We start from the raw sequence: 12,908 nt of genomic DNA on the forward strand, positions 1-12,908 counted from the left end.
TTCGGCATTCGTGAGGGGCGGCCTGATACGGGTCTTCACCACGCCGCGTGACAGGATGGGGGCCGTGAGTACCGTCTACGACTGCGCGGATCCCGATTCGCGCGCTGCCGGACTGACCGCGGCCACCAGCGCCCTGAAGTCCGGGCGACTCGTGGTGATGCCCACCGACACCCTGTACGGCCTGGCCGCGGACGCTTTCGACTCGACCGCTGTCGCCGAACTGCTCGCCGCCAAGCGGCGCGGTCGCGACATGCCGGTACCGGTGCTGGTCGGGTCGTGGAACACGATCGACGGGCTGGTGTTCTCGGTGCGCCCGCAGGCCAGGGAACTGATCCGGGCGTTCTGGCCCGGCGGCCTGAGTCTCGTTGTGCAACAGGCACCTTCGCTGGCCTGGGATCTCGGTGACACCCGCGGCACGGTGATGCTGCGGATGCCGTTGCATCCCGTCGCGCTGGATCTGCTGCGCGAGGTCGGCCCGCTCGCGGTCTCCAGCGCCAATGTCTCCGGTCAGCCGCCCGCCACCACCGTGGCCGAGGCGCGTGAACAGCTCGGCAGTCTGGTGTCTGTCTACCTCGACGGCGGACCAGCCGCGCACGCGGTGGCCTCCACCATCGTCGACCTGACCGCCGACCAGCCGAGAGTGCTGCGCGAGGGCGCGGTCGCGATCACCGAGATCGCCGAAGTGCTCGGCATGTCACCGGACGAACTGACCAGCCCAGCGGCCCGGTGAGGCGCGTGAGCACACCCGTGATCGGACGGTGTCCGGCGTGATCCTGGCGTTCTCCGGCGCCGGCTCGGTGGTTCCGCTCCGCGAGCTCGTCCTGGTCCTGCTCGTCTCCGCGACCGTGACCTTCCTGGCCACCGGTGGCGTGCGGGTGCTGGCGATCGGCTTCGGCGCCATCGCCGTTCCGCGCGCCCGCGATGTGCACCTGGAGCCGATCCCGCGGATGGGCGGCGTCGGCATGTACACCGGCGTCGTCGCGGCTGTGCTGTTCGCACACCAGTTGCCCGCGCTGCGACGAGGTTTCGACTACGCCCCGGACGTCCCGGCGGTGCTGGTCGCGGCCACACTGATCGTGGTGGTCGGCATCGTCGACGATCGCTGGGGTCTGGACGCGCTCACCAAGTTCGCCGGTCAGGTCACCGCCGCGGGGGTGATGGCCATGATGGGGCTGAGCTGGTTCGTCATCTACAACCCCTTCGACGACTCCACCGTGGTGCTCGACGCGTTGCAGGGCGGCCTGGTCACCGTCGCGATCACGGTGACGCTCATCAACGCGATGAATTTCGTCGACGGTCTCGACGGTCTGGCGGGCGGCCTCGGATTCATCGCGGCCATCGCGGTTTTCGTGTTCTCGGTGGGCCTGCTCTACGAGCAGGGCGGTTCGGTCGACACCTATCCCCCCGCGTTGCTCGCGGCCGCGCTGGCGGGCGCGTGCCTGGGATTCCTGCCGCACAATTTCCAGCCGGCCCGGATATTCATGGGCGATTCCGGCTCGATGCTCATCGGCCTGATGCTCGCGGCGATCTCCACCGGCGCGTCCGGACGAATTCCGCTACAGGGATACGGCCCGCGCGACATCGTCGGCCTGCTCTCGCCGGTGCTGCTGGTCGGCGCGGTGATGTTCATTCCGGTGCTGGATCTGCTGCTGGCGATCGTGCGGCGGGTGCGTGCGGGCGTCAGTTTCTCGACTCCGGACAAAATGCATCTGCACCACCGGTTGCTGCAGATCGGTCATTCCCATCGCCGGGTGGTGCTGCTGATCTACTTGTGGGTCGGCGTCCTCGCATTCGGCGCTGTCGGCACGTCGCTGATGGATCGCAGAGTGGTCGTGTTGCTGATGGCGGGCGGATTGGTATTCGCGCTCGTGGTGACCGCGATACCGGGATTGCGGCGCCGGGACGAGGCCGGCCGGGCATCGCCACCCGGGTAGCGGCCACCCGTGCCGGGTAAAGACCGCGGCGGCTCGGTGGGCTCTCGCCGGCAGTGGGTACAGTCGGTCACGTGAGTTTCACGCCTACCCCCGTGCCCGGTCCCGACGCACCGCTGAAGGCCGCGCTCCGCTACGGCCTGATCGGTCTGGCGGTGCTGGTCGTGCTCGCCGCGGCCATCGGGACCGCCGCGGCCGGGCTGCCCGGGCTGTGGGGCGCGCTGCTCGGCTCGGCCATCGGCGGAGTGTTCATCCTGACCACGGCGGCGGTCGTGCTCTTCGGCGCGAAGCTGCCGCCGAGCACCGCCGGCCTGGTCATGCTGGTCAGCTGGGTCGGCAAGGTGCTGCTGGTGCTGATCGCGGTGGCGGTTCTGACCCGCTTCGACTTCTACGACCGTGTGGTGCTGTTCCTGACCGTCATCGGCGCGCTGGTGATCGTGCTCGGCGCGGAGACCGCGGGCGTTGTGCGTCAGAGGGTTCCGTACGTCACCACTTCCGCGGGCGACGGCGACGCCGCCGATGGACAGGGCTGACTTCACCCCCCTACACAGTGTCGTAGATAGCTTGGTAAAGTGTTGGTAAGCAAGCAACCAAGCTGGGGGTAGTCACCTGGGCCTCCCATGGTGCCGCTATGCTTACTGCCGTACCGCGCCCGCAGAGGGTGTGGTTCTGCATGTCGACGATGTCGCCGACACACGTACAGACGCCTAAGCGGATTTGCCGCCCAGCTGCTGACGAACTTCGAGCCGACCTCAGTCGACCAAATTGATCGTCAATGTCCGATCGAACCGCGGGAATGAAACCCACCTCGCGGCCCGAACACGGGAGAGAACGCTGAGCGTCACCACTTTGGCGGCGGGTGAGTTCCACGCGCCGTCGCTAACCGACTTCTTCCCTCCAGCTGTGCTGTTCGAGGGAACGCCGTTCGAACTCGATCGTCTGATGCTGGTCCGCCTGCTGATGACGGCTGTTCTGGTGGCCGTCATGTACCTGGCGTTCCGTAGCCCGAAGATCATTCCACGCGGCCTGCAGAATGTCGCCGAAATCGGCCTGGTCTTCGTCAAGGAGCAGATCGCCGAAGAGGTGCTGGGCAAGGAAACCGGCCGCAAGTTCTTCCCGCTGATCGCGACGATCTTCTTCACGGTCCTCTTTCTGAACGTCTCCGGCGTGATCCCGTTCCTGAACATCTCCTCGAACGCCCGGATCGGCATGCCGCTCGTGCTGGCCGCGATCGCCTACATCGCGTTCAACTACGTGGGTATCAAGAAGTACGGCTTCTTCACCTACATGCGTTCGAGCATCGTGGTGCCCAACGTGCCGCCCGCGCTGCACGTGCTGCTGATCCCGATCGAGTTCGTCTCGACGTTCATCCTGCGCCCGTTCACGCTGACCGTCCGACTCATGGCGAACATGCTGGCCGGCCACATCATGCTGGTGCTGTTCTTCAGCGCCACCTGGTACTTCCTGTTCGACGCCACCGCCTGGATGAAGGTGTTCTCCCCGTTCTCGCTGATCGCGGGTCTCGGGTTCACCCTGTTCGAGCTGCTGGTCGTGTTCCTGCAGGCCTACGTGTTCGCCCTGCTGACCGCTGTCTACATCGGTCTGGCCGAGCACGCCGACTCCCACTGACCCGACCGCACAACAACAACGTCAGACCTGCTGCACCTCGCCGCCCGGCGGGTGAGCAAAAGAAAGGGAAAGAAGACTCATGAGCCTCTCGTACCTGGCCCAGGAAGCTGCCAACGAGTCGACGCTGAAGGGCCTCGGAGCCGTCGGTTACGGCCTGGCCGCCATCGGCCCGGGCATCGGCGTCGGCATCGTCGTCGGTAAGGCGATCGAGGGTATCGCCCGCCAGCCCGAGCTGCAGGGCACCATCCGCACCAACATGTTCCTCGGCATCGCGTTCACCGAGGCGCTCGCCCTGATCGGCCTCGTCGCCGGCTTCATCTTCTGATTCCGATGTACGAGTACGCAGTACTGGCAGCGGAGGGTGAGGATGTGAATCCCCTCCTCCCCGCAACGTACGACATCGTCTGGTCGATCGTCTGCGTGGCGATCATCGCCGCGATCTTCTACAAGTTCGTGATCCCGAGCCTGAACAAGGTTCTGGCCGAGCGCACCGAGAAGATCGAGGGTGGCATCGCCAAGGCCGAGGCCGCGCAGGCCGAAGCCCAGCAGACGCTGCAGCAGTACCAGCAGCAGCTGGCCGACGCCAGGCTGGAGGCCGCGCGCATCCGTGAGGAAGCGCGTACGCAGGGCCAGCAGATCCTCGCGCAGATGCGCACCGAGGCGCAGGCCGAAAGCGACCGCATCGTGGCCGCGGGGCAGTCGCAGCTGGAAGCACAGCGCCAGCAGATCCTCACCGAGCTGCGTTCCGAAGTCGGCCGCACGGCCGTCGACCTGGCCGAGAAGATCATCGGTCAGTCGGTTTCGGACGAGGCCAAGCAGGCCGCATCGATCGAGCGCTTCCTGAGCGAACTCGATTCTTCCGATGCCGGCATCGGGGTCGGAAGGTAACGACGCGAAAGTGAGAAGCATGTACGCAGCGAGCCGCGAGGCAAGCTCCCGGTCCAGGGAAGCGCTTCGGGCCGCTCTGACCGGAAGCGACAGTGTTGCCGCCACGACGGGTTCGGAACTGTTCGCCGTCGTGGCCGTGCTGGACGACCAGCGTTCGCTGCGTGTTGCGCTCGCGGACGTGTCGGTGCCCGGTTCGGCACGCGCCGAACTGAGCGAGCGGGTCTTCGGCGGCAAGGTCAGCGTCGCCACCTTGGCGGTGCTGACCACTGCCGTGGCGCAGGACTGGTCGCGCACCTCCGACCTGGTCGACACGCTGGTCGTGCTCGGGCAGGAAGCGCTGCTCGAGTCGGCCGCCAACGCGGGCAGGCTGGACGCGGTCGAGGACGAGTTGTTCCGGCTCGGCCGGATCATCTCCGACAACCCCGACCTCGAGCAGGCCCTCTCCGATCGCGCGAAGCCCGTGACGGCCAAGCGTGAACTGCTGACCCGCCTGCTGACGGGTAAGGCCGAGGCGGTCACCGTGGCCCTGGCCGAACAGGTGGTCACCCGGGCGGGCACCGGCATCGGAGCGGCCTTCGACGAGCTGTCCGACCTGGCGGCCTCGCGCCGCGATCAGATCGTCGCACACGCGCGTGCCGCGATCGCCTTGACGCCGCAGCAGCGGGAGCGGTTGTCCGCCTCCCTGCAGCGCATCTACGGCAAGCCCGTCACGGTGCATGTCCAGGTCGACACGAGCCTGCTCAGCGGGCTGGTCGTCCGGATCGGCGACGACGTGATCGACGGCAGCGCCGTAGGCCGACTGGAGCGGCTGCGCCGGGAACTGGCCTAGCGGCCGGTCACCACACCGACATTCGAGACCCTTACAGCGAGAGCAGGACAGAACATGGCGGAGCTGACGATCTCCTCCGACGAGATCCGTAGCGCGATCGAGAGCTACACCCAGAGCTACACCCCCGAGACCTCCATCGAAGAAGTGGGTGTCGTCACCGACACCAGTGACGGCATCGCGCACGTCAGCGGCCTGCCCTCGGCGATGGCCAACGAGCTGCTCGAGTTCCCCGGCGGCGTGCTCGGTGTGGCGCTCAACCTCGAGGACCGCGAGATCGGCGCGGTCATCCTCGGTGAGTACGCCCAGATCGAAGAGGGCCAGCAGGTGCGCCGCACCGGCGACGTGCTCTCGGTCCCGGTCGGCGACAAGTTCCTCGGTCGCGTGGTGAACCCGCTCGGCCAGCCCATCGACGGCCTCGGCGAGATCGAAGCCGAAGAGCGCCGCGTCCTCGAGCTGCAGGCCGCGACCGTGCTGGAGCGTCAGCCGGTCGAGGAGCCGATGGCCACCGGCATCACCGCCATCGACGCGCTGACCGCCATCGGCCGCGGCCAGCGTCAGCTGGTCATCGGCGACCGCAAGACCGGCAAGACCGCGGTCTGCATCGACGCGATCCTGAACCAGAAGGCCAACTGGGAGTCCGGCGACCCCACCAAGCAGATGCGCTGCATCTACGTCGCCATCGGCCAGAAGGGTTCCACCATCGCGGGCGTGAAGACCGCGCTGGAAGAGCACGGCGCGATGGAGTACACCACCATCGTCGCGGCTCCCGCGTCCGACTCCGCCGGCTTCAAGTGGCTGGCCCCCTACACCGGTTCGGCCATCGGCCAGCACTGGATGTACCAGGGCAAGCACGTTCTGATCGTGTTCGACGACCTGACCAAGCAGGCCGAGGCCTACCGCGCCATCTCGCTGCTGCTGCGCCGTCCGCCGGGCCGCGAGGCGTACCCGGGTGACGTCTTCTACCTGCACTCGCGTCTGCTCGAGCGTTGCGCCAAGCTCTCCGACGCCATGGGCGGCGGCTCGATGACCGGTCTGCCGATCATCGAGACCAAGGCCAACGACGTCTCGGCGTTCATCCCGACCAACGTCATCTCCATCACCGACGGCCAGGTCTTCCTGGAATCCGATCTGTTCAACAAGGGCGTCCGCCCGGCGATCAACGTCGGTACCTCGGTCTCCCGCGTCGGTGGCGCCGCCCAGACCAAGGGCATGAAGAAGGTCGCCGGCTCGCTGCGTCTGGAGATGGCGCAGTACCGCGAGCTGGAGGCGTTCTCCGCCTTCGCCTCCGACCTCGACGCCGCGTCGCTGGCGCAGCTCGAGCGCGGTGCCCGCTGGGTCGAGCTGCTCAAGCAGGATCAGTACTCTCCGGTCGCGGTCGAAGACCAGATCGTCTCGATCTTCCTGGTCGACGCCGGCTACTACGACTCCGTGCCGGTCGCCGACATCCGCCGCTTCAACGCGGAGCTGCTCGAGGACCTGCACCGCACCGCTGCCGACGCGTTCACCTCGATCGCCGGCGGCAAGGTGCTCGACGCCGAGAACGGCGACGCCATCAAGGCGGCCACCGACAAGTTCAAGCAGGGCTTCCTGGCCTCCGACGGCAGCCGTGTCGTGAACGAGCCCGCCGCGGGCGAGCTCGGCCACGAAGAGGTCGAGTCGCTGTCGGTCACCCGTAAGCACGTCGAGAAGTAGTCGGTCGAGCAATGCGCTATTCGATTGTCGGCGTCGAGCCGACCAGGGCGAATGAAGGGAGTGTGAACCGTGGCTAGCTTGCGTGAATTGCGCTCCCGCATTCGTGGTGTGAATTCGATCAAGAAGATCACCAAGGCCCAAGAGCTGATCGCGACCTCGCGAATCTCCAAGGCGCAGGCCAGGGTTGCCGCCGCGAAGCCGTTCGCGGAGGAGATCACCAAGGTTCTCAGCGAGCTCGCGAGCGCGTCGAAGAACCTGTCGCATCCGCTGCTGACCGAGCGCGCGAACCCGCGCCGGGCGGCCGTGCTGGTGATCACCAGCGACAGCGGCATGTGCGGTGGTTACAACTCGAACGTGCTCAAGCGTGCCGAAGAGCTGATGACCACCCTGCGCGGCGAGGGCAAGGAGCCGGTGCTCTATGTCATGGGCGCCAAGGGTCTGACCTACTACACCTTCCGCAACCGGCCGCTGGTGTCGTCGTGGATCGGGTTCTCGCAGCAGCCGAAGTACACCGATGCTTCGGCCGCCTGCAACCACCTGGTCGAGGCGTTCATGGCGGGCTCCGACGGCGAGGTGCCGCACCCGCACGGCACCGGCGACATCGCCGGCGTCGACGAGCTGCACATCGTCTACACGCGGTTCGTCTCGATGCTCACCCAGACCCCGGAGGTGCGCCGCTTGGCGCCGATCCAGGTGAGTTTCGTCGACGAGAACTTCGACATGGGCGCGGACTCGTTCTCCGACTCCCCGACCGCCGAGGTTCAGGCGCAGTACGAATTCGAGCCCGACGCCGATGTGCTGCTGGCGGCCCTGCTGCCCAAGTACATCAACACGCGTATCTACGCGTCGTTGCTCGAGGCAGCGGCATCCGAGTCCGCGGCTCGGCGCACCGCAATGAAGGCGGCCACCGACAACGCCAACGAACTCGCCAGCGTCCTGCAGCGAGAGGCCAACTCGGTACGTCAGGCCCAGATCACGCAGGAAATCAGCGAAATCGTCGGCGGCGTGAACGCGCTGGCGTCGAGCTCGGACCGCGACTAGAAGCGCCTGCGGCCGCAGCGAGGGCCGTAACCACCGGCCCGCCCAGGCCGCAACCAGACACGGAGAGAACCAACACCAATGACCGCAGCTGTCACACAGGACAACACGAGCCGGACCGGCGCCGCCGCAGGTCGCGTCGTCCGCGTCATCGGCCCCGTCGTGGACGTCGAGTTCCCGCGCGGCTCCATCCCCGAGCTGTTCAACGCTCTGCACGCCGAGATCACCCTGACCTCGGTGGCCAAGACGCTGACCCTCGAGGTCGCTCAGCATCTCGGCGACAACATCGTCCGCACCATCTCCATGCAGCCGACCGACGGCCTGGTCCGCGGCGCGACCGTCACCGACACCGGCAAGCCGATCTCGGTGCCCGTCGGCGACGTCGTCAAGGGGCACGTCTTCAACGCCCTCGGCGACTGCCTGGACACCCCCGGCCTGGGCCGCGACGGCGAGCAGTGGGGCATCCACCGCAAGCCGCCGAGCTTCGACCAGCTCGAGGGCAAGACCGAGCTGCTGGAGACCGGCATCAAGGTCATCGACCTGCTGACCCCGTACGTGAAGGGCGGCAAGATCGGTCTGTTCGGTGGCGCCGGTGTCGGCAAGACCGTTCTGATCCAGGAGATGATCACCCGTATCGCGCGTGAGTTCTCCGGCACGTCGGTGTTCGCCGGCGTCGGTGAGCGCACCCGTGAGGGCACCGACCTGCACCTGGAAATGGAAGAGATGGGCGTCCTCCAGGACACCGCCCTCGTCTTCGGCCAGATGGACGAGCCGCCGGGCACCCGTATGCGCGTGGCCCTCTCGGCCCTGACCATGGCCGAGTACTTCCGCGACGTGCAGCACCAGGACGTGCTGCTGTTCATCGACAACATCTTCCGGTTCACCCAGGCCGGTTCCGAGGTGTCGACCCTGCTCGGCCGGATGCCCTCGGCCGTCGGTTACCAGCCCACCCTGGCCGACGAGATGGGTGAGCTGCAGGAGCGCATCACCTCGACCCGTGGCCGGTCCATCACCTCGCTGCAGGCCATCTACGTGCCCGCCGACGACTACACCGACCCGGCCCCGGCGACCACCTTCGCCCACCTGGACGCGACGACCGAGCTCTCCCGCCCGATCTCGCAGAAGGGCATCTACCCCGCCGTCGACCCGCTGACCTCGACCTCGCGCATCCTCGAGGCCTCGATCGTCGGCGACCGGCACTTCGCGGTGGCCAACGAGGTCAAGCGGATCCTGCAGAAGTACAAGGAACTGCAGGACATCATCGCCATCCTCGGCATGGACGAGCTCTCCGAAGAGGACAAGGTCCTCGTCGGCCGCGCCCGGCGCCTGGAGAAGTTCCTCGGCCAGAACTTCATCGTGGCCGAGAAGTTCACCGGTCAGCCCGGCTCGGTCGTGCCGCTGGAGCAGACCATCGATGACTTCGACCGGGTCTGCAAGGGCGAGTTCGACCACTTCCCGGAGCAGGCGTTCAACTCCTGCGGTGGTCTCGACGACGTCGAGAAGGCCGCGCAGAAGATCGCCGGAAAGTAGTAACCGATGGCGGCTGAGTCTGCGAAAGAGATGTCTGTTGATCTCGTCGCTGTCGAGCGGCGGCTCTGGTCCGGCCAGGCCACCTTCGTCAGCGCCCAGACCACGGAAGGCCAGATCGGCATCATGCCGGGCCACGAGCCTCTGCTCGGCCAGCTGGTCGAGGGCGGGATCGTGAACATCGTCCCGGTCGAGGGCGAGCGGATCGTCGCCGCCGTGCACGGTGGCTTCTTCTCCGTGACCGCGGGCACGGTGCGCATCCTGGCCGAGTCCGCGGAGTTCGCGGGCGAGGTCGATGTCGACGAGGCTCGCAAGGTGCTCGCGGAGGGCTCCGCGAGCGCGGAGGAACTGCGCGTGGCGCAGGGCCGGGTCCGCGCGGTCGAGCAGGTCGCGAACGCCTGATCGCATCCCGGTTCGGCAAACCCGTACTGTCGGCGGCGAGGCAATGCCTCGCCGCCGACAGTCGTCTCGCCGAAGGTCACAGACCGACCGGCTGTAGGTCCTTTGTAGACTCGTGTTTGAATGTCCCCACCGCTGGGTATCCAGCACCGTTTTCCAGCGGTGCGGATGAACGAAAGGACGGACCGCATTGCACACCGGGATGGTTGTCTTGATCATTCTGGTGTTGTTGCTGGTCGCGGTGGCGTCCATATCGGTGTACCGCCTGAGCATGCTCCGCCGCGGCGGCACCTCCGCCCTCCTGCGGGTGCTGCCCGCCAACGGTGGTCAGGGCTGGCGGCACGGCCTGATCCGCTACGACGAGGACTGCCTCGTCTTCTTCAAGCTCACCAGCCTCAAACTCGGCCCCGATTCGGTGATCCATCGCCTCGGCATCGAGATCGGCGATCGGCGTAGTCCGATCGGCGACGAATTCGACATCATGAGTGAGGAAATCCTCGTCACCGAGGTTTCCGATGCCCACGGCCGCTACGAGCTCGCCCTCGATCGAGGCGCTCGGGCGGCCTTCCTGTCCTGGGTGGAGTCCCGGCCCTCGGATCGTGCCAGGCGCATGCGCGGTATGTGACACCGGCTCTACGCTTGTCCTCGTGAGCGTGCACCTGACGAGGATCTACACCCGTACCGGCGACGACGGCACCACCGGCCTCAGTGATTTCTCGCGAGTGGCCAAGACCGATCCGCGTCTGGCCGCCTACGCCGACTGCGACGAGGCCAACGCGGCGATCGGCGTCGCCATCGCGCTCGGCGATCCCACCGAACACCTGACGAAGGTGCTTCGCCGCATCCAGAACGATCTGTTCGACGCGGGCGCGGACTTGTCGACCCCGGTGGTCGAGGAGCCGAAGTACCCGCCGCTGCGTATCCAGCAGGACTACATCGACCGCCTCGAGCAGTGGTGCGACGAGTTCAATGCCGAGCTGGCGCCGTTGAATTCGTTCATCCTGCCCGGCGGAACCCCGTTGGCGGCGCTGCTGCACACCGCGCGCACCGTGGCACGTCGCGCCGAGCGTTCGGCGTGGGCGGCGGTCGCCGCGCATCCCGACGACACCAGCGTCCTGCCTGCCAGATACCTCAACCGGCTGTCGGATCTGCTGTTCATCCTGAGCCGCTACACCAACCCGGCCGGTGACATCCTCTGGCAGCCGGGCGGCGGCGAGTCGGCCGAATGAGGATGCCCTACACGCGGAGGGCATCGCCCGGTGATGGATAAGCTACGCGGTGTGAGTGAACGGTTTCTGGTCACCGGTGGCAGTCGCCTGGTCGGCGAGGTCGCGGTGGGCGGCGCGAAGAACAGCGTCCTCAAGCTGATGGCTGCCGCGCTGCTGGCCGAAGGCACGACGACGATCACGAACTGCCCGGACATCCTCGATGTCCCCCTGATGGCGGAGGTCCTACGTGGCCTCGGCTGCGAGGTCGTGATCTCCGACGCCGAACCGGGGGACCGTTCGGTGGTGGCCATCACCACCCCGGCCGAGCCGAAGTACCACGCGGACTTCCCTGCCGTCACCCAGTTCCGTGCGTCGGTGTGCGTGCTCGGCCCGCTGATGGCCAGGTGCAAGCGGGCGGTCGTCGCGCTGCCGGGTGGCGACGCCATCGGGTCGCGCCCGTTGGATATGCACCAGGCCGGCCTGCGCCTGCTCGGCGCGACCAGCGAGATCGAACACGGTTGTGTGGTCGCCCGCGCCGAGGAACTCCGGGGCGCACGCATCCGGCTGGACTTCCCCTCGGTGGGCGCCACCGAGAACATCCTCATGGCCGCGGTGCTCGCCGAGGGCGAGACGGTCATCGACAACGCCGCCCGCGAACCCGACATCGTCGACCTGTGCAACATGCTGGTGCAGATGGGCGCGCGGATCAGCGGTGCCGGCACCTCGGTGCTGACCATCCAGGGCGTCGAGCGCCTGCATCCCACCGAACACCGCGTGATCGGCGACCGGATCGTCGCCGCCACCTGGGGGATCGCGGCCGCCATGACCCAGGGGGACGTGCGGGTCACCGGCGTCAATCCCAAGCACCTGGCGCTGGTGCTGGACAAGCTGCGCTCGGCGGGGGCGCGAATCTCGTTCGAGGTGGACGGCTTTCGCGTCGTCCAGCCCGATCGTCCGCGTGCGGTGAACTTCTCGACCCTGCCGTTTCCCGGCTTCCCGACCGATCTGCAGCCGATGGCGATCGGCCTCGCGGCGATCGCCGACGGCACGTCGATGATCACCGAGAACATCTTCGAGGCCCGGTTCCGGTTCGTCGAGGAGATGATCCGGTTGGGCGCCGACGCCCGCACCGACGGTCACCACGCGGTGGTGCGCGGTATCCCGAGGCTGTCGAGTGCTCCGGTCTGGTCGTCGGACATCCGTGCGGGCGCGGGCCTGGTCCTGGCCGGCCTGGTGGCCGACGGCGTCACCGAAGTGCACGACGTCTTCCACATCGATCGCGGCTATCCGAACTTCGTCGAACAGCTGCAGGCGCTCGGCGGAGGGGTCGAGCGGGTCGGAGTCGAGCGGAGCGACAACGAACGTGTCCACCAAAGTGCCCTCTGAACAGGCGATTTGACACGGTAGTCCGAAATACGTAACTTATTCCAGGTCAGAGCGACACGGACACCGACCCGGAGCCGAGACGCCGAGCCGAGAGGTTCAGCGTGGCCTGGGAAACGAGGTAGGACGGGGAGCGCCTGGCGATCACACTGGCTCGACCATAGTTCGGATTTGGTTTCGGACGACTGGACGCGCTAGGCTGGAAAAGTTGCCTCACTGAAGCACCGGAGTTTTTCTGGTTCGGATGTGTGTGCGTGTGTTCTTTGAGAACTCAATAGTGTGTCGATGAATGTCAGTGCCAATTATTTATTGGTTCCGGCTCTTCACCCCCGTGGGGGGTCGGACATTTTTAGTCAGCTAATTTTCCGGCTGGCGATTGTTTTG

General features: G+C 66.8%; 14 protein-coding genes. All 14 read left to right on the forward strand.

From position 1 onward, the window contains the following. The first annotated feature begins 64 nt into the window (after positions 1-64). The 14 genes from IU449_RS17850 (at position 65) to murA (ending at position 12,527) form a co-directional block, all read left to right on the forward strand. On the forward strand, positions 65-730 hold the full coding sequence (locus IU449_RS17850) for an L-threonylcarbamoyladenylate synthase (protein ID WP_195003168.1): 666 nt from the start codon (positions 65-67) through the stop codon (positions 728-730). Between the two features lie 37 nt (positions 731-767). Next, on the forward strand, positions 768-1,934 hold the full coding sequence (locus IU449_RS17855; RefSeq protein WP_416382188.1) for an MraY family glycosyltransferase: 1,167 nt from the start codon (positions 768-770) through the stop codon (positions 1,932-1,934). 71 nt (positions 1,935-2,005) lie between these two features. Further along, positions 2,006-2,464: a hypothetical protein gene (locus IU449_RS17860; protein WP_195003170.1), complete on the forward strand. Its 459-nt coding sequence runs from the start codon at positions 2,006-2,008 to the stop codon at positions 2,462-2,464. A 370-nt stretch (positions 2,465-2,834) separates the two neighbouring features. Further along, a complete protein-coding gene (gene atpB / locus IU449_RS17865) occupies positions 2,835-3,560 on the forward strand; it encodes a F0F1 ATP synthase subunit A (RefSeq protein WP_324188299.1) in 726 nt (241 codons plus the stop codon). Between the two features lie 79 nt (positions 3,561-3,639). Next, positions 3,640-3,885 (forward strand): ATP synthase F0 subunit C, encoded by a 246-nt coding sequence (locus IU449_RS17870; RefSeq protein WP_011207590.1) that lies wholly within the window; start codon positions 3,640-3,642, stop codon positions 3,883-3,885. A gap of 5 nt (positions 3,886-3,890) precedes the next feature. Continuing rightward, positions 3,891-4,448 carry a F0F1 ATP synthase subunit B gene (locus IU449_RS17875; protein WP_195003171.1) on the forward strand — a complete coding sequence of 186 codons (558 nt, stop codon included), beginning with the start codon at positions 3,891-3,893 and terminating at the stop codon, positions 4,446-4,448. Between the two features lie 19 nt (positions 4,449-4,467). Beyond that, entirely contained in the window at positions 4,468-5,277 is an 810-nt protein-coding gene (locus IU449_RS17880; protein ID WP_195003172.1) for a F0F1 ATP synthase subunit delta, read from the forward strand. Positions 5,278-5,331: 54 nt separating this feature from the next. After that, positions 5,332-6,969, forward strand: a complete 1,638-nt coding sequence (gene atpA / locus IU449_RS17885) for a F0F1 ATP synthase subunit alpha (RefSeq protein WP_195003173.1) — start codon at positions 5,332-5,334, stop codon at positions 6,967-6,969. A 69-nt stretch (positions 6,970-7,038) separates the two neighbouring features. Further along, positions 7,039-8,010: a F0F1 ATP synthase subunit gamma gene (locus tag IU449_RS17890; protein WP_195003174.1), complete on the forward strand. Its 972-nt coding sequence runs from the start codon at positions 7,039-7,041 to the stop codon at positions 8,008-8,010. A gap of 78 nt (positions 8,011-8,088) precedes the next feature. Continuing rightward, positions 8,089-9,537, forward strand: a complete 1,449-nt coding sequence (atpD, locus tag IU449_RS17895; protein WP_067860413.1) for a F0F1 ATP synthase subunit beta — start codon at positions 8,089-8,091, stop codon at positions 9,535-9,537. A 6-nt stretch (positions 9,538-9,543) separates the two neighbouring features. After that, a complete protein-coding gene (locus tag IU449_RS17900; RefSeq protein ID WP_195003175.1) occupies positions 9,544-9,936 on the forward strand; it encodes a F0F1 ATP synthase subunit epsilon in 393 nt (130 codons plus the stop codon). 199 nt (positions 9,937-10,135) lie between these two features. Beyond that, the gene (locus tag IU449_RS17905; protein WP_195003176.1) at positions 10,136-10,558 is read left to right on the forward strand and encodes a DUF2550 domain-containing protein; all 423 of its coding nucleotides are present in this window, start codon (positions 10,136-10,138) and stop codon (positions 10,556-10,558) included. Between the two features lie 22 nt (positions 10,559-10,580). Beyond that, the gene (locus tag IU449_RS17910; protein ID WP_195003177.1) at positions 10,581-11,162 is read left to right on the forward strand and encodes a cob(I)yrinic acid a,c-diamide adenosyltransferase; all 582 of its coding nucleotides are present in this window, start codon (positions 10,581-10,583) and stop codon (positions 11,160-11,162) included. A 51-nt stretch (positions 11,163-11,213) separates the two neighbouring features. Next, positions 11,214-12,527: a UDP-N-acetylglucosamine 1-carboxyvinyltransferase gene (gene murA, locus IU449_RS17915; RefSeq protein WP_195003178.1), complete on the forward strand. Its 1,314-nt coding sequence runs from the start codon at positions 11,214-11,216 to the stop codon at positions 12,525-12,527. Positions 12,528-12,908 lie beyond the last annotated feature (381 nt).

It is taken from the genome of Nocardia higoensis (assembly GCF_015477835.1).
GTDB lineage: Bacteria > Actinomycetota > Actinomycetes > Mycobacteriales > Mycobacteriaceae > Nocardia > Nocardia higoensis_A.

What these genes read in the sequence shown, in the direction of transcription:
- IU449_RS17870 (WP_011207590.1), top strand. Translation starts at nt 3,640, where the DNA reads ATGAGCCTCTCGTACCTGGCCCAGGAAGCTGCCAACGAGTCGACGCTG.
- IU449_RS17875 (WP_195003171.1), top strand. Translation starts at nt 3,891, where the DNA reads ATGTACGAGTACGCAGTACTGGCAGCGGAGGGTGAGGATGTGAATCCC.
- IU449_RS17880 (WP_195003172.1), top strand. Translation starts at nt 4,468, where the DNA reads ATGTACGCAGCGAGCCGCGAGGCAAGCTCCCGGTCCAGGGAAGCGCTT.
- atpA (WP_195003173.1), top strand. Translation starts at nt 5,332, where the DNA reads ATGGCGGAGCTGACGATCTCCTCCGACGAGATCCGTAGCGCGATCGAG.
- atpD (WP_067860413.1), top strand. Translation starts at nt 8,089, where the DNA reads ATGACCGCAGCTGTCACACAGGACAACACGAGCCGGACCGGCGCCGCC.
- IU449_RS17900 (WP_195003175.1), top strand. Translation starts at nt 9,544, where the DNA reads ATGGCGGCTGAGTCTGCGAAAGAGATGTCTGTTGATCTCGTCGCTGTC.
- IU449_RS17905 (WP_195003176.1), top strand. Translation starts at nt 10,136, where the DNA reads ATGGTTGTCTTGATCATTCTGGTGTTGTTGCTGGTCGCGGTGGCGTCC.